Here is a 19,303-nt window from a genome sequence, read left to right as displayed (position 1 = left end):
CATGCGCCGTTTTCTTGTCCTCGCTTTGCTCTCATTGACCATGCTGGGCGCCAGGGCCGCGCCGCCGGCCTTTGTCAGCACGGATGTGCCCGAGGCCCGTTTGGCCGGCGAGGGCGACTACACGTGGTTCGGCATGCGTATTTATCGGGCGCAACTATGGGTGGGGCCGCGCGGCTACCAGGGCGCGGCGTCCGAAACGGCGCCCTTCGTGCTGGAATTGCGCTACGCGCGTGCGCTCGACGGCAAGAAGATCGCCGAGGCCAGCCATGAACAGATGCAAAAGCTGGGCGTGGGCACGCAACAGCAGCGGCTGGCCTGGCTGGCCACCATGCAGCGCATCTTTCCTGACGTCAAGGAAGGCCAGCGCATCGCGGGCGCCTACCGGGCCGGCATCGCGCCCGGCGTGCGTTTCTATCTCGATGGCCAGGTGCTGGCCGATGTGACCGATGGCGACTTCGCGCGCGCCTTCTTCGCCATCTGGCTCTCGCCATCGAGCACGGCGCCGCAGCTGCGCGCGGCCTTGCTGCGGAGTGCGGCGCCGCTGCCATGAGCACCAGGGCCAGCGCGCTGGACTTGCCCGCCTTGTTCAGCTATGGCCTGTTCGGCTTGCCGCTGGCCATGCTGGCGTTGCCCATCTATATATATGTGGCGCCGTTTTATGCGCAGCGCAGCAACCTGGACCTGGCGCAGATCGGCGCCGTGCTGCTGGCCGCGCGCATCGGCGCCGCTTTCATCGACCCGGCCCTGGGCGCGTGGATGGCGCATGGCCGGCACAGCTATGCCGAGCTCATAGGCGTGTCGCTGCCCTTGCTGCTGCTGGGTTTTGGCGCCCTGTTTCATCCGCCCGCCTTGCCGGAAGCGGCCACCCTGGCCTGGTTCCTGGCCGCCTTGCTGCTCGTCTACGCCGCCTATGGCCTGGCCAGCATCGCCCACCAGAGCTGGGGCGCGGCGCTGAGCCAGGCGCGCGCGCAGCGCACGCGCGTCACGGCCGTGCGCGAAGGCTGCGGCCTGGTCGGCGTGATCCTGGCGGCCGGGCTGACGTCCGTGCTTGGCTATGAAGGCCTGTCGCTGGCCTTTGCCGCCTGCCTGCTGATGGCCGGCGCCTTGCTGCTGGCGCGCGCGCCGCGTCCGGCCCTGCGCCGCGACTCGGCGGCGCTGCCCGCTGGCGCCTGGCGCGCGCCATGGCGCCAGCGCGCGTTTCGCTGGCTCTTTGCCATCCTGCTCGTCAATGGCGTCGCGGCGGCCATTCCCGCCACCCTGTTCCTGTTCTTTGCCGGCGATTATTTGCGTCTCGGCCATTACGCCGGACCTTTCCTGATCGTTTATTTTTGTGCGGCGGCCGCCTCGATGCCCGCGTGGGTGGCCCTGGCCCGCCGCTATGGCGAGGCGCGCGCCTGGCGCGGCGCCATGCTGCTGGCGGCAAGCGTGTTTGTCTGGGCGTATGGCCTCGACGCAGGCGCCGCCTGGGGTTTCGCCGCGATTTGCCTGCTGTCCGGCCTGGCGCTGGGCGCCGACCTGGCCTTGCCGCCGGCCCTGCTGGCGGGGCTGATCGGCGTGGCGGGCCATGCCGGCAGGCAGGAGGCGGCATATTTCGGCTGGTGGAACTGGGGTGTGCAAATGAGCCTGGCGCTGGCGGCCGGCATCGTCTTGCCCTTGCTGGCCTGGCTCGGCTATGTGCCGGGGCGGGACGGCGGCTTGCCGGCCCTGTCGGCCACCTATGCCTTGCTGCCCTGCGCCCTGAAGCTGCTGGCGGCGCTGCTGTTGTGGCGTGCGCCCTTGCAACATATATATAGCGATAGTGGGCATATGGAGCATCGCGCATGCGTTTCGTGAGCTGTTTCTGCGCCGCCAGCACCGGCGGTGCCAAATCCTGTCCAAAGGCGGCGCCATGAATGGCAAGATAGATAACTGGGCCGGCAAGCGCGTGTGGGTCATCGGCGCGTCCAGCGGCATCGGCGCCGCCTGCGCCACCTTGCTGCTGGAGCAGGGGGCCAGCGTGGCCTTGTCGGCCCGCCATCGCGCCAGCCTGGAGCTGCTGTGCGTGGGCCAGCCGCTGGCGTTGGCCTTGCCGCTCGACATTACCCAGCCCGTGCAGCTGCGGGCCGTTTGGGCGGAGCTGGCGCGGCATTGGCCGCAGATCGACCTGATACTGGTGGTGGCCGGCGGCTATCAGGCCATGCGCGCCGACACCTTTGACCTGGCCGCGGCGCAGGGCCTGCTGGCGCTGAATGTCGGCGGCGTCTTCAATTGCCTGGACGTGGCCTTGCCGTGGCTGTTGCGCCAGGGCCGTGGCGGCATCGGCATCGTCGCCTCGGTGGCCGGCTATGGCGGCTTGCCGCAAGCGCTAGCGTATGGCGCCAGCAAGGCGGCGCTGATCAATTTGACGGAGTCGCTGTACCTGGACCTGCACGGGCGTGGCATTGATGTGTATCAAATCAACCCCGGTTTCGTCGCTACGCCACTGACGGCCGGCAATGACTTCGCCATGCCCGCGCTGATGACGGCCCGGGACGCGGCCGCCGCCATGCTCGACGGCATCGAGCGGGGCCAGTTCCATATCCATTTCCCCAAGCGTTTTACCAATGCCATGCGTCTGGCGCGGCTGTTGCCGTACCGCGCTTATTTTTGGCTGATCCGCAAGGTGACCGGCTTATGACAGGAGAAGCGAGCATGACGCAGACGGCAAGCGTGGAGGGCCCGCTGGCGCGGCTGGTGGCGTTTTACGAGCACCTGAGCCTGGAGAATCTGGCCCAGCTGGGCGCCGTGTACGCGCCGGACGCCTGTTTCAAGGATCCGTTCAACGACGTCGTGGGGCATGCGGCCATCCTGGCCATCTTCGAGCACATGTTCGTGCAAGTCGATGCCCCGCGTTTTATCGTGCTCGACAGCATGGGACAGGGCAGGCAAGCGTTCCTCACCTGGGAGTTCCGTTTCCGCATGAAGCGCCGCTTAGCTGGCGAGCAATGTATTCGCGGTGCCACCCATATCCGTTTCGATACGCAGGGCAGGGTAGTGCAGCACCGCGACTATTGGGATGTGGCCGAGGAATTGTATGAAAAGCTGCCGCTGCTTGGCGGGTTCATGCGCATGCTGAAACGCGCAGGGCGACGCTAGCGCTGCTGCGTGGCGCTTTTAAGCAAACATTACTCAAAAGAAAAAGCAAATACGCTGCGAGGGACGCCGAAAAGGCTTGATCTCGATCAATGTGTCGTTTTTTTGACACAAAACTATCAAAATATTTAGAAGGCAACATTGTAAGAAATTGTTTCAAGTGATGCGGAATTGGCAAGCAAGAGACGCCGATATCGCCACCTCGCGGGCAACAGGCAAAAGAACCGGAAAGCATGGAAAACATTTCTAGGTAGGCAATTTAAATTACCGGAAAGTCAGTAATTCCATTGTCACTCTGCCTATTTTTTCCATGCGCGCGCCGACGCCGAAATTCTGCCCTACGCCCCTGAATAATGCGGCAACGCACCAAAATGGGACGTAATAATTCCCGTTTTTGGGCATCCGGCAGCAAACATTGGCGATGCGGTGTATGCTTCGTCCCGTTTATCCATTATCACCTTACAAATTGTGCGCTTTGTCGCGTAAATCTTGGACGGCCGATGGTGGGTAAAGCATGTTGATGTTTTAATCATGCGCCTGATACTGTTGCACTAATACAACGGGTGTCGACAAGGCATGCGCTATGATGGAATGGTCAATCAGGCCAATGCATTGATTGGCAAGGGGCACTGGCTCTGTCGCGTAGTACGGTTGGCGATGGTTGGGATGCCTGAAAAAGCCCCTGGCCTGGTACCGGAAGTAACATGTTGGAACTTGATGGAATGTGAAACGGTCGTTATAGTGCCGCTTCCGGTGCCCTTTGAGCACCGAACCGGCGCACGAAAATACGGTCGTTATGCAGCCTTCTAGCTTATCGGTGCAATAGCGTGCCGATACCGATATGAATTGTTCCTCTGACCGGAACAGCAATGTGGCAGGTGGAGACCTTGCCCTCACTCATAAAAAGCGCTCTGTTAGAGCGCAGCTCGAGATGCATAGGCTGTATTACTTTTTGCTTCAAAAATTAAAGGAAATTGCAATGAAAAAAACTCTGATCACCCTGGCAGTTCTGGCAGCAGCCACCGGCGTAGCCCAAGCTCAATCGAGCGTCGTAATCTACGGTACCGTTGACGCTGGTTTCGTCAGCGAGCGCGGCGGCGTTAACGGCAACGTTAACAAACTGGACAGCGGCATTGCTTCGGCATCGCGTATCGGCTTCAAAGGCACCGAAGATCTGGGCAGCGGCCTGTCGGCACTGTTCGTTCTGGAATCGGGCTTCGGCGTTGACAACGGTCAACAAGACGTTGCAGGCAGCCTGTTCAACCGTCAAGCTTACGTTGGTCTGAGCAGCAAAACGGCTGGTACGCTGACCCTGGGTCGTCAATACACCCCTTGGTACAACACCCTGTCGAAAGTTGCTGATCCATTCGCAGCTGGCTACGCTGGTTCCGCTAAGAACTTGTTCCCAGCGAACACCCGCACCAGCAACACCGTGCTGTACACCTCGCCAAACTTCAACGGCTTTGACGCTGACGTGGCTTACACCTTCGGCGAAAACGCTGATTCGAACAAAATCGGCCGCAAAATCGGCGCGTCGGCTGGCTACTCGAACGGTCCTCTGAACGCACGTCTGGCTTACAACAACACCAGCAACGACACCGCGACCATCGAACAAGGCAGCGGCCGTAACTACCTGGCTGCTGTTAACTACGATTTCGCAGTTGCAAAAGCTTACGTCGCTTACGGCGTGAACAAAGGCAACAACAGCGGCATCCGTAACAACGGCGCCGTCAATGCCTTCAACTACGTTTCGGCTGGTGCTAGCACCGACAGCAACAACATCCTGGTTGGCGCAACCGTACCTGTTGGCCCAGCTGGCACCGTAATGGCTTCGTTCATCCGCACGAACGACAAAACCAACGCGAATGCTGACGCTGATCAATGGGCACTGGGCTACTCGTACGCTCTGTCGAAGCGCACCAGCACCTACGCTTCGTACGCTAAAATCAAGAACAAAAACTTCGCTGGCTACACCGTTGGCAACAACGCCAATGTTGGTACGGGCGACAAAGCCTTCAACGTTGGCGTTCGTCACTCGTTCTAATATTCGCGCAAGCGAAGCTTAGTACCGCTGCAGGCATCCCTTCGGGGGTGCCTATCAGCAAAGAAACGCGTCTCCAGGCTAGTCCTGGCGGCGCGTTTTTGCATGTGCGGCGCCAGTTATAATGTTGCCGTTACTAAAGTAGAGGAATGCCATGTACCCATTCAAATCGCCACGCCTGGCCGCCATGCTGGCCGCACTGCTGCTGGTCGGCGCCACTGGCGCCGCCTTTGCCGCGGCCAAGGCAAGGAAGCCGGCCGGGCTGGAGCGTTATGGCGTGACCGTGTATTCGGACCTGTGCCTGCAAAAGGACAGCGGCGAGATCGGCGGCCAGCGCGTCACCCTGCATCGCTTCGCCGAAGCCGATTCCGTCATCTATGAATTCACGGCAGGGGCCCTGAGCTGGCCCATCGTGGCCAGTGACGTCAACCTCGATGCCGCCACGGGCGCCTTCGACTTCACCATCGCCGGCGCGGACAGCGAAGAGCGCACCATCGTCGGCAAGTTCTCGAAGGATGGGCAAACCCTGACCCTGGAAGGCGATTATTGCGGCGGCAACGTGCGCATGCCGATGAAGCTGAGCCGCGTGCGCGACTTTGGCCGTCCGCTGAAAAATTGCACGCCATGCCCGCCCATGCCGGAAGTGCCCGCCGAACCGGCGCCGGCAGCGGAAGCCGTGCCCGAGAGTTCGCTGGCGCCGGCAGCCTGATAGTGTCGTGACGCCATGAAAAAGGCCCGGTGGTGACCGGGCCTTTGTGATTTCTGCTGCAATCGACTGCTTACTTCGCCGCCTGCGCCTTTTCCGCCGTGGCGCGGATGGTGGCCAGCGTCGCGTTCGGCGTGATCAGGTTGCCGTCGTAGCGCAGCTCGATCAAGGCCGGCAGGCTGTGCGCCTTGGCATGCGCGAGCGCCCGCTGCAGGGCAGGAGCGAACTCTTCCGTCGTATTCACCACTTCGCCATGCGCGCCATACGCTTGCGCCAGCGCCGCGAAATCCGGGTTGTGCAGGGTCGTGCCCGACACGCGGCCCGGGTAGTCGCGCTCCTGGTGCATGCGGATGGTGCCGAACATCTGGTTATTGAAGACGATGATGACCACGCCCGCATGGTATTGCACGGCCGTCGCCAGTTCCTGGCCATTCATCATGTATTCGCCATCGCCAGCAAAGGTGATCACGGTGCGTTCCGGATGCACGATCTTCGCCGCCACGCCGGACGGCACGCCGTAGCCCATGGCGCCATTCGTCGGCGCCAGCTGGGTGCGCATGCCGCCGTAGCGGTAGAAGCGGTGCGCCCACGAGGCGTAATTGCCGGCGCCGTTCGTCAGGATGGTATCGGCGGGCACTTGCGCCATGATGTCCTGCGTCACTTGCCACAGGTCGAGCGGCGCCTTGCCATCCTGGAAGATCGGCGGCTGCTGCTGGTAGGCGGCCAGCTCGGCCTTGGCGGCGGCCGGCGTATGCTGCCAGGCGGCCGCGTCGACGGCATCCATCGCAGCGAGCATGGCGCACGCTTGCGGCATGCCGCTGTTGATCATCAGCTCGGCCTGGTAGACGCTGCCCAGCTCCTCGGCATCCGTGTGGATGTGCACCAGGCGCTGGCGCGGCACGGGCGAATCGAACAGCGTGTAGCCGCCGGTGGTCATTTCGCCGAGGCGCGGACCGATGGCGATCACCAGGTCGGCGTCCCTGACGCGCGCGGCCAGCTTCGGGTTGATGCCGATGCCGACGTCGCCGATGTAGTTCGGATGCGCATTGTCGAGCAAGTCCTGGAAGCGGAAGGCGCAGGCGACGGGCAAGTGATTCGCTTCGGCGAACTGCTGCAGGTCGGCGCACGCCTGCGGCGTCCAGGTGGTGCCGCCCAGCAGCAGCAGCGGGCGCTGCGCGCCGGCCAGCATGCTGCGCAACTGTTGCATCTGAGTATGGGACGGCGCCGCCTGCACGGGCTGGTAAGGGCGCGTATCGGCCACGGCCGCCATGGAAATGAGCATGTCTTCCGGCAAGGCCAGCACGACGGGGCCGGGGCGGCCACTGGTGGCCACCTGGAAGGCGCGCGCCAGGTATTCGGGGATGCGCTCGGCGCGGTCGATCTGTGCCACCCATTTGGCCATCTGGCCGTACATGCGGCGGTAGTCGATTTCCTGGAACGCTTCGCGGTCGACGAAATCGTTGCCCACCTGGCCGATGAACAGGATCATCGGCGTCGAATCCTGGTACGCCGTATGCACGCCGATCGACGCGTTGGTGGCGCCCGGGCCGCGCGTGACGAAGCAGATGCCCGGCTTGCCGGTCAGCTTGCCGTAGGCTTCGGCCATGAAGGCGGCGCCGCCTTCCTGGCGGTTGATGATGAAGCGGATGCCCGAATCGTGCAGGGCGTCGAGCACGTCGAGGTAGCTTTCGCCAGGCACGCCAAAGGCGGTGTCGACACCGTGGATCTGCAGGGCATCGACCAGGATCTGGCCGCCGGTACGGGATTGTTGCGTCATGTTCGGCTCTTTATATTCTAGTTGGGTGGCAAAGAAAAATCGGGCAAGCGAAGCGCATGCGCCTGGTATACGCGCAGCTTGCGCCATTCTATGTGAGCCGATTTGGCCCGGCTTTTGAAATGGCGACACCGAATTACACAATCCCCCGGGGCGGGCAGTCCGGCAAGGCGCGGCTGGCGAGCGGCGCCGCGCGTGCGCAGGCCTTTTTGCAGAAACATGCTGCGGCGCGGTACAATGGCGGGTGAAGCAGGCCAGACAGTCGCTGGCTGGCGCAGCAATGCGCTGGCGGGAGGAAGGTCCGGACTCCATAGAGCGGGGTGACGGTTAACGGCCGTCCGCCGAAAGCCGACCCGGCGTACTTGTATGTCGGGGGAGTATAAGGCGAGGAATAGGGCCACAGAGACGAGCGTATTAAGTTACGGTGAAACGCGGTAACCTCCACCTGGTGCAATTTCAAATAGGCACGCGATGATGCTGCTCGCGGAGCGTGCGGGTAGAAAGCTTGAGCGCCCGAGTAATCTGGCGCCTAGAGGAATGACTGTCATAGCGCCGACCTGCAAGGGAAGGCGCCGTAACAAAATCCGGCCTACCGGCCTGCTTCACTTGAATTCTTTACCCTTTGGCATGCCAAGAGGTGTTCGGCGACGGTGTTTTTCGCACCGCCGGCATGACCAAAAAGCCCCGGCAACGGGGCTTTTTTGTTTCTAAAAATATAGTGCTTAAGATAAAGTTGTATATACAACTAAAAATGAACAATTGGTTAAAGTTTCTGAAGTTTAATTAATTGCTGCATTGCAAAAAAAGTTTTCGCGGGTATGGCCGGCCCCCGGAAAATCGGGCAAGCGGGGCATTGTGTGCTCATTTTTTTGCCATAAACCAAGTCTTTCCAGGCACTCGATTACCGTTGTGCTCGCACGACGAAACTATTGTCATGTGTCAACTAACTGTAAAAAATTCAATTTTTTCATTTCGTCTTTTTCGATGTTTACGGTAGGAAAACACATGTGTGCAGATGAGGTAGCACATTCACTATCTTTCATAAGTATCTAATTTATCGATATATTTTTATTTGAGACTCCTTCAACGATATGCGCTAAGTCCTTAATTTCATTACTAAAATTCCTGTTTTGCCAATCGGAAACCGCTTGACCACTATCTTTGCTTACTCTAAAGTGGGCAACTGTGTGAAAAAGTGTGTTTTTGTGGGAATTTTTCCCTTTTCTGCGTGACGCCAAGGCGTCGCAAGCCAAGCTCAAAAAAGGTCTTCCGTGTTTCAAGGCGCGTCCGCAATCAGTCTCGATGCCAAAGGCAGGATGTCTATCCCTGCCAAGCACCGTGACGCGCTGGCGATTCAATGCGAAGGTCGCCTGACCCTGACGAAACACCCCGATGGCTGCCTGCTGTTTTTCCCCCGTCCCGTGTGGGAAAGCCACCGCCAGCAAATCGCCACCTGGCCCATGTCGGCGCGCGCCTGGCAGCGCATCTTCCTCGGCAACGCCGTTGACGTCGAGCTGGACTCGGCCGGCCGCGTGCTGATCTCCCCTGAATTGCGCAACGCCGTCGGGCTGTCGCGCGAAGTGATGATGATCGGCATGGGCAGCCACTTTGAAATATGGGATGCCGCCAAGTTGGCCGAGCAAGAACAGCAGGCGATCGATGCCGGCACCCCTGATGTACTTTCCAATTTTTCTTTCTAAGGCTCCGTAATGACACAACTCACGGTGCCGGAATTTCAGCATCGCACGGTGCTGCTCGATGAAGCGGTCGATGCGCTCGACCTGTCGGGCGACCGCGCGCACGGTATTTACGTCGACGGCACGTTTGGCCGCGGCGGGCATAGCCGTTTGATCCTGTCGCGCCTGGCTGCAGACGCGCGCCTGATCGGTTTCGACAAGGATTTGCAGGCTATCGCCACGGCCGAACAGATCGCCGACCCCCGTTTTGACATCGTCCACGACAGTTTCGCCACCATGACGGCCAGTCTGGCCGAACGCGGCGTGCGGCAGGTCGATGGCATCTTGCTCGACCTGGGCATCTCGTCGCCGCAAGTCGACGACGCGGCGCGCGGTTTCAGCTTCCGCAACGACGGACCGCTGGACATGCGCATGGATACCACGCGCGGCATCTCCGCGGCCGAATGGCTGGCGGTGGAAACCGAGCAGAATTTAGAAAAGGTGATACGCGATTATGGGGAAGAACGGTTTGCTTTTCAGATTGCAAAGGCGATTGTTGCTGGCCGGGCAGTCCAGCCAATTTCAAGCACACGACAGCTTGCCAGCATCGTGGCAGGCGCCGTCAAGACCCGCGAGAAGGGTAAGGACCCCGCTACCCGCACCTTTCAGGCCATACGCATTTTCATTAACAAAGAGCTCGAGGATCTCGAGATCGGCCTGAACCAGGCGTATGCCTGTCTGGCGCCGGGCGCGCGCATGGCCGTGATCAGTTTTCACTCGCTGGAAGACCGCATGGTCAAGCGCTTCTTCGCCTCGAAGGCGAATGTGGAGCAGCCTGACCGCCGCCTGCCGATCCGCGCCGTCGACTTGCCGCAGCCGGAGATGAAGCTCATTTCCAAGATGAAGCCGTCCGACGCCGAGATCGAGGCGAACCCGCGTTCGCGCTCGGCCGTGATGCGCGTGGCACAACGCCTGCCGCTGGCGGCGCCTGCAAGCGGCGGCGCCCGATGACTGGCAAGCTCAGTGTCGTGCTGTCGGCCCTGCTGGTGTGCTGCGGCCTGTCGCTGGTGAACGCGCAGTACCAGGCGCGCCACCTGCTGATCGACCTGGAGCGCGCGCAAGCGCTGTCGCGCCAGCTCGACATCGACTGGGCGCAGCTGCAGCTGGACCAGTCCACCCTGGGCAAGCATGAGCGCATCGAATCGATAGCGCGGCGCGACCTGAGCATGACGCCGCTGACGGCGGCACGCACGCAGTACCTGACGGAGGGCGAATAATGAAGTTGGGCGGTAACAGCAACGGCCGGGTGGCGGCGTCGAAGGGCGTGCCATTCTCGAAAAACCCCGTACTGGCAGTGCGTCTGCCCGTCTGGCGTTCGCGCGTCGTGCTGTTCCTGCTGTTCTTCGCTTTCGCCGGCCTGGGCGCGCGCGCCTTGTGGCTGCAGGGCGTCTCGACGCAGTTCCTGCAAAAGCAGGGCAAGGCGCGCTATGAGCGCACGCTGGAATTGCCTGCCACGCGCGGCAAGATCACCGACCGCAATGGCCAGGTGCTGGCGTCGTCCGTTCCCGTGAAGGCCATCTGGGCCATTCCCGACGACGTGCTGCAGGCGACACCCGAAAAAATCAATGCGCTGGCCGGCCTGCTGGAAATGAACGTCAACGAATTGCGCAAGAAGCTCGATTCGGACCGCAGCTTCGTTTACCTGAAGCGCCAGGTCGAGATGGACGTGGCCGACAAGATCTCCAAGCTGGGCATCGACGGCATCGACGAACGCAAGGAATACAAGCGCTTTTATCCACAGGGCGAAGTGATGACCCACGTGGTCGGCTTTACCAACGTGGAAGACGTGGGCCAGGAAAGCATGGAACTGGCGCAGCAGAAAACCCTCGTCGGCACCACCGGCAGCCGCCGCGTGATCAAGGACCGCCTGGGCCATATCGTCGAAGACATCGGCTTCATCCACGAACCGCATGACGGCAAGGACCTGACCCTGTCCGTCGACAGCAAGATCCAGTACATCGCCTTCACGCAGCTGAAGGAAGCGGTGGAAAAGTTCAATGCCAAGGCGGGCGGCGCCGTGGTGCTCGACGTGCATACGGGCGAAGTGCTGGCCCTGGCCAATTACCCGAGCTACGACCCGAACGACCGCCGCAAGCTGACCGGCCAGCAGCTGCGCAACCGCGTCATGACCGATACCTTCGAACCCGGTTCGACCCTGAAGCCGATCACGGTCTCGCTGGCGCTCGACACGGGCCGGGTCAAGCCGGGTACCCTGATCGACACGGGTCCGGGCCGCTACACCATCGCCGACCGCACGATTACCGACACCAAGCCGCACGGCGTGATCAATGTTTCCGAGATCATCGAAATGTCGTCGAATATCGGCACCTCGAAAATCGCGCTGGGCATGCCGTCGCAGGAAATGTGGGAAATGTTTACCAAGGTGGGCTTCGGCCAGCAGCCGAAATGGGGCTTCCCCGGCGCCGTGGCCGGCCGCGTGCGTCCGTATAAATCCTGGCGCCCGGTGGAGCAGGCGACCATGAGCTACGGTAACGGCATTTCCGTGTCGCTGATCCAGCTGGCGCGTTCCTACATGATGTTCGCGCGCGATGGCGACACGATTCCCCTGTCGTTCCAGAAAGTCAATGAACTGCCTGTGGGCCAGCAAGTGATCAAGCCGAAAACGGCCGCCGAAATGCGCGCCATGCTCGAGCTGGTGGTGTCGGGCGCGCACGGCTCGGCCAAGCGCGCCCAGGTTGCCGGCTACCGCGTCGGCGGCAAGACGGGCACGGCCTACAAGGTGGAAAACGGCCGCTACGCGATGCCGCGCAAATATATCGGCTCTTTCGTGGGCATGGTGCCGATGTCGGCGCCGCGCTTCATCATTGCCGTGATGATCGATGAACCGACCGGCCCGGCCCACTATGGTGGCCAGGTTGCCGCTCCCGCTTTCGCGGCGATTGCGACCAACGCGCTGCGCGCGATGAACGTACCGCCCGATTCCTCCGTTACCGAAATCGTGGTTCCGGCCAATGCCGGTCCGGAGGCCATGTGAAGTCACTCATGACCATACAAGAAATCAGTTTGTGGATCAAAGCGGCTGCCCCGTCCGGGCAGCTGACGTCCGATTCGCGCCGCGTGCAGCGCGGCGACGTGTTTTTCGCCTATGCCGGCGCCACCCATTTCATCGCCGCCGCCATCGCGCAGGGCGCCGCCGCCATCGTGCATGATGGCGCTGACTGGGACGCCGCATGGACCGTGCCGCAGCTGGCAGTGGCCGACCTGAAACGCCAGGCCGGCCCCATCGCCCATGCGTTCTACGGCATGCCCGACAGCGCCATGTTCAGCGCCGGCGTGACGGGTACGAATGGCAAGACCTCGTGCGCGCTGTGGCTGGCGCAGGCCCTGGCGCGCCTCGGTGAAACGTCCTCCGTGATCGGCACCCTGGGCGTGGGCCTGTGCAAGCCGCGCGGCGAGATCGACTTCGACGTCACCGGCTACACCACGCCCGACGCCGTGCTGCTGGCGCGCAAGCTCGCCGCCATGCGCGACGCCGGCGCGCAAGCCGTCGCCATCGAAGTGTCGTCGATAGGCCTGGACCAGGAACGCGCGGCCGGCATGCATTTCGACGTCGCCATGTTTACCAACCTGACGCGCGACCACCTCGATTACCACGGCGACATGGCGGCCTATGAGGCGGCGAAAGTCAAATTGTTCGACTGGCCCGGCCTGAAAACGGCCGTCATCAACCTGGATGACGCCATGGGCCTGCGCCTGGCGCGCCACGTGGACGGCAAGCTGGCCGGCGAGTATCCCGTCATCGGCTATACCTTGCAGGATGCGGCAGCCTTGCCCGACCTGCCGGGCGTGCTGATGCTGCGTGCCAGCCAGTTCCGCAGCCGCAATGCCGGCACCGACTTCCACCTGGAATGCCCGCTTGGCGTGGCGCTGGTCAAGACGCAGCTGGTGGGCCACTTCAATATCAGCAACGCGCTGGCCGTGCTGGGCGCCCTGCTGGCGCACGGCACCGGCCTGCGCGCGGCCATCGACGGCATCGAATCCCTGCAGCCGGCGCCGGGCCGCATGCAGCAGGTGGGCGGCCAGGAAGCGCCGATGGTCGTCATCGACTATGCGCATACGCCTGACGCGCTGGAAAAAACCCTGGCCGCCTTGCGCCAGGTGGCGCAGGAACGCGGCGGTCAGCTGTGGTGCGTGTTCGGCTGCGGCGGCGACCGCGATCCGGGCAAGCGCCCGCAGATGGGCGCCATCGCGCAGCTGGCCGATCACGTGCTGGTCACCAGCGACAATCCGCGCAGCGAAGACCCGCATGCCATCATCGCGCAGATCGTCGCCGGCATGCGTGCGAATGGCCCGCAGCCGCAGGCCATCGAAGACCGCGCCGCCGCCATTCTGTCGGCCATCAAGCATGCGGCCAAGCCGGATGTCATCCTGTTGGCGGGCAAGGGCCACGAGCCGTACCAGGAAATCAAGGGCAAGAAACTGCCGTTTTCCGATGCCGACCATGCGCAGCTGGCCCTGTCCGCGCGCCTGACGATGATGAGGACGAACTGATGGATAGCCTGATGCACGCAAGCCTGGCTGAATTGATGCCGTCGCTGGATGGCGCACAGCTGATGGGCGAGGCCAGTTTTTCGGGTGTGTCGACCGACAGCCGCAGCGCGCCTGCCGGCTCGCTGTTCGTTGCCCTGCGCGGCGAGAATTTCGATGCCCACGATTTCCTCGAGCAGGTGGCCGCCAGGGGCGTCGCCGCCGTGCTGGTCGAGCGCCTGCCGGAAGGCTGGGACAGCAGCAAGGTGCCGGCCATCGTCGCCGCCGACACGCTGGTGGCGCTGGGCCGCATCGCCAATTACTGGCGCCGCCGTTTCAGCCTGCCCGTCATCGGCGTTACCGGCAGCAATGGCAAGACCACCGTCAAGGAGATGATTTCTTCCATCCTGGCGGCGGCCTTTGGCGAAGAAGGCCGTCTGGCCACGCGCGGCAACCTGAATAATGAAATCGGCGTGCCATTGACCCTGTTCCGCCTGAGCGGGCAGCACAAGGCAGCCGTCATCGAAATGGGCATGAACCACCCTGGCGAGATCGCCCGTCTGGCCGCGATTGCCGCGCCGACCCTGGCGATGGTCAACAACGCGCAGCGCGAACACCAGGAATTCATGCATACGGTGGAAGCCGTGGCGCGCGAGAACGGCGCGGCGCTGGCCGCCCTGGCGCATGACGGCGTGGCCGTCTTCCCGCACGGCGATGAATTTACCGCCCTGTGGCGCGAGCTGGCCGGCGCGCGCACGGTCATCACCTTCGGCCTGTCGAAGGATGCGGAAGTGAGCTGCACGCACCGTGCCGCAGAGGATTTTGGCAGCGACCTGTTCGTCAGCGTGCGCGCGCAGGACGGCGGCTTGCGCCAGTTCTTCGTCGGTTTGCAGGCGGCGGGCGAACACAATGTGCGCAATGCGCTGGCCGCCGTGGCATGCGCCGTCGGCGCCGGCATCGCCATCGAACATATCAAGCAGGGCCTGGAGGCGTTCGCGCCGGTGAACGGCCGCCTGCAGAAAAAACGTGCCGCCAATGGCGCCACCATCATCGACGACAGCTACAACGCCAATCCGGATTCGGCGCGGGCAGCCATCGATGTGCTGGCGCAGGCCGCGGCGCCGCGCATCCTGGTGCTGGGCGAGATGGGCGAAGTCGGCACGCAGGGGCAGCAGTTCCACGAAGAGATCGGCGCCTACGCCGCCGCCAAAGGCATCGAACACGTGCTGGCGACGGGCGGCCTGGCGCGCCATCTGGTGAATCCGGCGCAGGCGGCCGCAAGCCAGGAATCAGGCACGGTCGTGGAGTATTTCGAACAGTTCGACGGCTTGCTGGCGGCGCTCGATGCGCATTTGTCCGGCCGATCGGATGCAACAGTATTGATCAAGGGCTCCCGCTTCATGAAAATGGAACGGGCCGTGCAGCATTTGATTGGTTCAAACAACAAAAACAAGGAAGCTCACTAATCATGCTGCTCTGGCTCGCTCATTATTTCCAGGACGACATTGGCCCACTGCGGGTCTTTAACTTCATCACCTTCCGCGCCGTCTTCGCGACCCTGACGGCCATCCTGATCGGCCTGTGCGCCGGTCCGGCCGTGATCCGCATGCTCACGCGCATGAAGGTCGGCCAGGCCGTGCGTACGGACGGCCCGCAAACGCATCTGAAAAAACACGGTACCCCGACCATGGGCGGCGTGCTGATTCTGATCGCCATCGGCATCTCCACCTTGCTGTGGGCCGACCTGTCGAACCGCTTCATCTGGCCCGTGCTGATCGTCACCCTGGGTTTTGGCGCCGTCGGCTGGGCCGACGACTACCGCAAGGTGGTGCACCAGGATCCGGAAGGCATGCGCTCGCGTGAAAAATACTTCTGGCAGTCGCTGATCGGCATCATCGCCGCCTTCTACCTGGCGTTTTCCGTGTCCGTCTCGGAACCCGACGCAGGCCATGTGTGGAACCTGATCTACGCATGGGTGCAGTCCGGCTTTGCCATGGACCTGCCGCCCAAGGCCGACTTGATCGTGCCATTCTTCAAGACCATCAGCTATCCGCTGGGCGTCTGGGGTTTCATCGCGCTGACCTATTGCGTCATCGTCGGCACCAGCAACGCCGTCAATTTCACCGATGGTCTCGATGGCCTGGCCATCATGCCGACCGTGATGGTGGGCACAGCCCTGGGCCTGTTCGCCTACCTGACGGGTAACGTCACGTACGCGCGCTACCTGTTCATCCCGCATATTCCGGGCGCCGGCGAACTGGTGATCTTCTGCGGCGCGCTGGCCGGCTCCGGCCTGGCCTTCCTCTGGTATAACACCCATCCCGCCAAGGTCTTCATGGGCGACGTGGGCGCACTGGCCCTGGGCGGCGCGCTGGGCACCATCGCCGTCATCGTGCGCCAGGAAATCGTCCTGTTCATCATGGGCGGCATCTTCGTCGTCGAAACGCTGTCCGTGATCATCCAGGTGGCGTGGTTCAAGTACACCAAGAAGCGCTATGGCGTAGGCCGCCGCGTCTTCCTGATGGCGCCACTGCATCACCATTTTGAACAAAAAGGCTGGAAGGAGACGCAGGTCGTCGTGCGTTTCTGGATCATCACCATGATGCTGGTGCTGCTCGGCCTGACCACCTTGAAGCTGCGCTGATGATGTACGACGCTAAAACCGCACTGGTGCTGGGCCTCGGCGAATCGGGGCTGGCCATGGCCCTGTGGCTGGCCCGCAGCGGGGCTGCCGTGCGCGTGGCCGATACGCGCGAAGCGCCCGAGCGCCTGGCCGCCCTGCAGGCCGCCGTGCCGCAGGCGCAGTTCATCGCCGGCGCCTTCACGGCCGACCTGCTCGATGGCGTCGATTTCGTCGCCGTCAGCCCCGGCCTGGCGCCGGGCCGCGAATTGGCGCAGATTGCGCCGGCCGCGCTGGAAAAGAATATTCCCGTGTGGGGCGAGATCGAACTGTTCGCGCAAGCGCTGGTGTTCCTCAAGGCGGAGCGCGGCTATGCGCCGAAAGTCATCGCCATCACGGGCACGAATGGCAAGACGACGGTGACCAGCCTGGTGGGCCTGCTGTGCGAGCGCGCGGGCCTGGCCACGCGCGTGGCCGGCAATATCAGCCCGGCCGCGCTGGACGTGCTGCGCGAGGTGCTCGACGCCGCGCCCGCGCCGCAGCCTGTGTCTCAGCCTGAGAGTGACGGCGAGGACGCTGCAGAAGCCGCGGCGCCCGTCGCCGGCAACCTGCCGCAGGCGTGGATCCTCGAGCTGTCCAGCTTCCAGCTGCACACGACCTTCAGCCTGCAGGCCGATGCGGCCACGGTGTTGAACCTGTCGCAGGACCACCTGGACTGGCATGGCGACATGGCTGCCTACGCCCAGGACAAGGCGCGCATCTTCGGCGACGAGACCGTGCGCGTCCTGAACCGCGACGATGCCGCCGTCATGCGCATGGCCAATCCGCTGGCGGAGAGCATTACCTTCGGCACGGGCGAGCCGGCCGAAGTGGACAGTTTTGGCCTGGTCAATGAACGCGGCATCTTCTGGCTGGCGCAAGCCGTGCCGAGCGAAGAAGTGATCGAGAAAAAGCGCAAGAAGAACGATCCGGCGCCGGAACCGGTGCCGACGATGGCGAAAAAACTGATGCCGGCCGATGCGCTGAAAATCCGCGGCCAGCACAATGCCTCGAACGCGCTGGCGGCGCTGGCCCTGTGCCGCGCCATCGGCCTGCCGTTCGCGCCGCTGCTGCATGGCTTGCGCGAATACCAGGGCGAACCGCACCGCGTGGAACTGGTCACGGCCGTCAACGAAGTCGAATACTACGATGACAGCAAGGGCACGAACGTGGGCGCCACGGTGGCGGCCCTGTTCGGCCTGGGCAAGGCCTTCGGCGGCGCGGAGCAGCGCCTGGTGCTGATCGCCGGTGGCGACGGCAAGGGGCAGGATTTTTCGCCGCTGGCCGAACCCGTGTCGCGCTATGCGCGCGCCGTGGTGCTGATCGGCCGCGATGCGCCTGCGCTGCGCGCAGCCCTCGAACCGGCCGGCGTGGACATCATCGACTGCGCCACTTTGCCGGAAGCGGTCAAGCGCGCCAGCGCCCTGGCCCTGGCCGGCGATGCCGTGCTGCTGTCGCCGGCGTGCGCCAGCCTGGACATGTTCAAGAACTATGCGCACCGCGCGCAGGTGTTTGTCGACGCCGTGCGCGACATCGCCCTGGAAAACGGACAGGATATCTGATGGCCTTCCAACTGCCCTTCAGCTTCGGTTCCGGCTCGGCTGCCAAGCCGCTGGATAGCCGCGCGCGGCAGTCGAAAATGATGGATTACGACCAGCCGCTGGTGTGGGTGGTCCTGCTGCTCATGCTGCTGGGCATGGTGATGGTGTATTCGGCCTCGATCTCGCTGTCGGATGCGCGCAAGTTCGCCGCCTACACGAACAATTATTTTGTCGTGCGCCAGGCGCTGTTTATCGGCGTGTCGATCATCGCCGGCGCGCTGGTGTTCCGCATCCGTATCGCGACCTGGCAAAAGATGGCGCCGTGGCTGTTCATCGGCACCCTGGTGCTGCTGGTGATGGTGCTGATACCGGGCCTGGGCGTATCGGTCAACGGCGGTCGCCGCTGGCTGAATCTGCCGGGCCTGCGGCCGCAGCCGTCCGAGCTGATGAAAGTGGTGATGGTGCTGTACGCGGCCGATTACACGGTGCGCAAGCAGGAATACATGCACAAGCTGACCAAGGGCTTCATGCCGATGGCGCTCGCCGTCAGCTTCGTCGGCTTGCTGCTGCTGATGGAGCCCGACCTGGGCGCCTTCGGCGTGATCGTCTGCATCGCCATGGGCATCCTGTTCCTGGGCGGCGTCAATGCGATCTGGTTCGGCGGCATCGGCGCCATGCTGACGGCGATTTTCGTCACCATCATCGCCCTGTCTAAATTCCGCCGCGAGCGGTTTTTTGCGTATCTCGATCCGTGGCAGGAAGACAATGCGCTGAACAAGGCATACCAGCTGACGCACTCGCTGATCGCCTTCGGGCGCGGCGAACTGTTTGGCGTGGGCCTCGGCGGCAGCGTGGAAAAACTGCATTACCTGCCCGAAGCGCATACGGACTTCCTGCTGGCCGTGATCGGCGAGGAATTGGGCCTGGTCGGCGTCCTGGTCGTGATTGGCATGTTCTACTGGATTATCAAGCGCGCCTTCGACATCGGCCGCCAGGCGATCGCCATCGACCAGACCTTCGCCGGCTTGACGGCGAAAGGCATCGCCATCTGGATTGGCGTGCAGACGTTCATTAACATGGGCGTGAACCTGGGCCTGCTGCCGACCAAGGGCCTGACCCTGCCACTGATGAGCTATGGCGGCACGGGCGTATTGATTAACTGTATCGGCCTGGCGATTTTGCTGCGCATCGATTATGAAAACCGGATCCTGATGCGTGGGGGCCGGCTATGAGCAACGTGACGAATT

General features: G+C 62.8%; 16 protein-coding genes and 1 other RNA gene. 16 read left to right on the top strand and 1 reads right to left on the bottom strand.

What is annotated here, in order from left to right:
• Position 1: 1 nt before the first annotated feature.
• From YQ44_RS22580 to YQ44_RS22555, 6 genes are all read left to right on the top strand, one after another.
• A complete protein-coding gene (locus tag YQ44_RS22580; RefSeq protein WP_071325298.1) occupies positions 2–550 on the top strand; it encodes a chalcone isomerase family protein in 549 nt (182 codons plus the stop codon).
• Entirely contained in the window at positions 547–1,833 is a 1,287-nt protein-coding gene (locus YQ44_RS22575) for an MFS transporter (RefSeq protein WP_071325297.1), read from the top strand. The genes YQ44_RS22580 and YQ44_RS22575 overlap by 4 nt, the downstream gene beginning before the upstream one ends.
• Before the next feature lie 55 nt (positions 1,834–1,888).
• Positions 1,889–2,656, top strand: a complete 768-nt coding sequence (locus YQ44_RS22570; protein ID WP_071326696.1) for an SDR family NAD(P)-dependent oxidoreductase — start codon at positions 1,889–1,891, stop codon at positions 2,654–2,656.
• A gap of 14 nt (positions 2,657–2,670) precedes the next feature.
• Complete coding sequence (locus YQ44_RS22565; protein ID WP_071325296.1) at positions 2,671–3,114, top strand: nuclear transport factor 2 family protein; 444 nt, start codon at positions 2,671–2,673, stop codon at positions 3,112–3,114.
• A 976-nt stretch (positions 3,115–4,090) separates the two neighbouring features.
• Entirely contained in the window at positions 4,091–5,155 is a 1,065-nt protein-coding gene (locus YQ44_RS22560) for a porin (protein WP_071325295.1), read from the top strand.
• A 151-nt stretch (positions 5,156–5,306) separates the two neighbouring features.
• Entirely contained in the window at positions 5,307–5,861 is a 555-nt protein-coding gene (locus tag YQ44_RS22555) for a hypothetical protein (RefSeq protein ID WP_071325294.1), read from the top strand.
• A gap of 70 nt (positions 5,862–5,931) precedes the next feature.
• Here YQ44_RS22555 and YQ44_RS22550 read toward each other — a convergent pair whose 3' ends face one another.
• Positions 5,932–7,635: a thiamine pyrophosphate-binding protein gene (locus YQ44_RS22550; RefSeq protein ID WP_071325293.1), complete on the bottom strand. Its 1,704-nt coding sequence runs from the start codon at positions 7,633–7,635 to the stop codon at positions 5,932–5,934.
• A 243-nt stretch (positions 7,636–7,878) separates the two neighbouring features.
• On the opposite strand from YQ44_RS22550, the gene rnpB reads away from it, so the two are divergent.
• The 10 genes from rnpB (at position 7,879) to ftsW (ending at position 19,288) form a co-directional block, all read left to right on the top strand.
• Positions 7,879–8,240, top strand: an RNA gene (gene rnpB / locus YQ44_RS22540) — RNase P RNA component class A.
• Positions 8,241–8,903: 663 nt separating this feature from the next.
• Complete coding sequence (gene mraZ, locus YQ44_RS22535) at positions 8,904–9,332, top strand: division/cell wall cluster transcriptional repressor MraZ (protein WP_071325291.1); 429 nt, start codon at positions 8,904–8,906, stop codon at positions 9,330–9,332.
• A gap of 9 nt (positions 9,333–9,341) precedes the next feature.
• Entirely contained in the window at positions 9,342–10,319 is a 978-nt protein-coding gene (gene rsmH / locus YQ44_RS22530) for a 16S rRNA (cytosine(1402)-N(4))-methyltransferase RsmH (protein ID WP_071325290.1), read from the top strand.
• Entirely contained in the window at positions 10,316–10,585 is a 270-nt protein-coding gene (gene ftsL, locus YQ44_RS22525; protein ID WP_071325289.1) for a cell division protein FtsL, read from the top strand. The genes rsmH and ftsL overlap by 4 nt, the downstream gene beginning before the upstream one ends.
• Positions 10,585–12,363 (top strand): peptidoglycan D,D-transpeptidase FtsI family protein, encoded by a 1,779-nt coding sequence (locus YQ44_RS22520; protein WP_071325288.1) that lies wholly within the window; start codon positions 10,585–10,587, stop codon positions 12,361–12,363. The genes ftsL and YQ44_RS22520 overlap by 1 nt, the downstream gene beginning before the upstream one ends.
• 8 nt (positions 12,364–12,371) lie before the next feature.
• Positions 12,372–13,880, top strand: a complete 1,509-nt coding sequence (locus YQ44_RS22515) for a UDP-N-acetylmuramoyl-L-alanyl-D-glutamate--2,6-diaminopimelate ligase (RefSeq protein WP_071325287.1) — start codon at positions 12,372–12,374, stop codon at positions 13,878–13,880.
• Positions 13,881–13,891: 11 nt separating this feature from the next.
• On the top strand, positions 13,892–15,322 hold the full coding sequence (locus YQ44_RS22510) for a UDP-N-acetylmuramoyl-tripeptide--D-alanyl-D-alanine ligase (protein WP_071326695.1): 1,431 nt from the start codon (positions 13,892–13,894) through the stop codon (positions 15,320–15,322).
• A 2-nt stretch (positions 15,323–15,324) separates the two neighbouring features.
• Positions 15,325–16,500 carry a phospho-N-acetylmuramoyl-pentapeptide-transferase gene (mraY, locus tag YQ44_RS22505; RefSeq protein WP_071325286.1) on the top strand — a complete coding sequence of 392 codons (1,176 nt, stop codon included), beginning with the start codon at positions 15,325–15,327 and terminating at the stop codon, positions 16,498–16,500.
• Positions 16,500–18,077, top strand: coding sequence for a UDP-N-acetylmuramoyl-L-alanine--D-glutamate ligase (murD, locus tag YQ44_RS22500; protein ID WP_071325285.1), 1,578 nt, complete (start codon positions 16,500–16,502; stop codon positions 18,075–18,077). The genes mraY and murD overlap by 1 nt, the downstream gene beginning before the upstream one ends.
• Positions 18,077–19,288 carry a putative lipid II flippase FtsW gene (gene ftsW / locus YQ44_RS22495; protein ID WP_071325284.1) on the top strand — a complete coding sequence of 404 codons (1,212 nt, stop codon included), beginning with the start codon at positions 18,077–18,079 and terminating at the stop codon, positions 19,286–19,288. Before murD ends, ftsW begins: the two co-directional genes overlap by 1 nt.
• Positions 19,289–19,303 lie beyond the last annotated feature (15 nt).

Source organism: Janthinobacterium sp. 1_2014MBL_MicDiv, from assembly GCF_001865675.1.
Lineage (GTDB): Bacteria > Pseudomonadota > Gammaproteobacteria > Burkholderiales > Burkholderiaceae_D > Janthinobacterium.
This window is presented reverse-complemented; position numbering and strand designations above follow the sequence as displayed.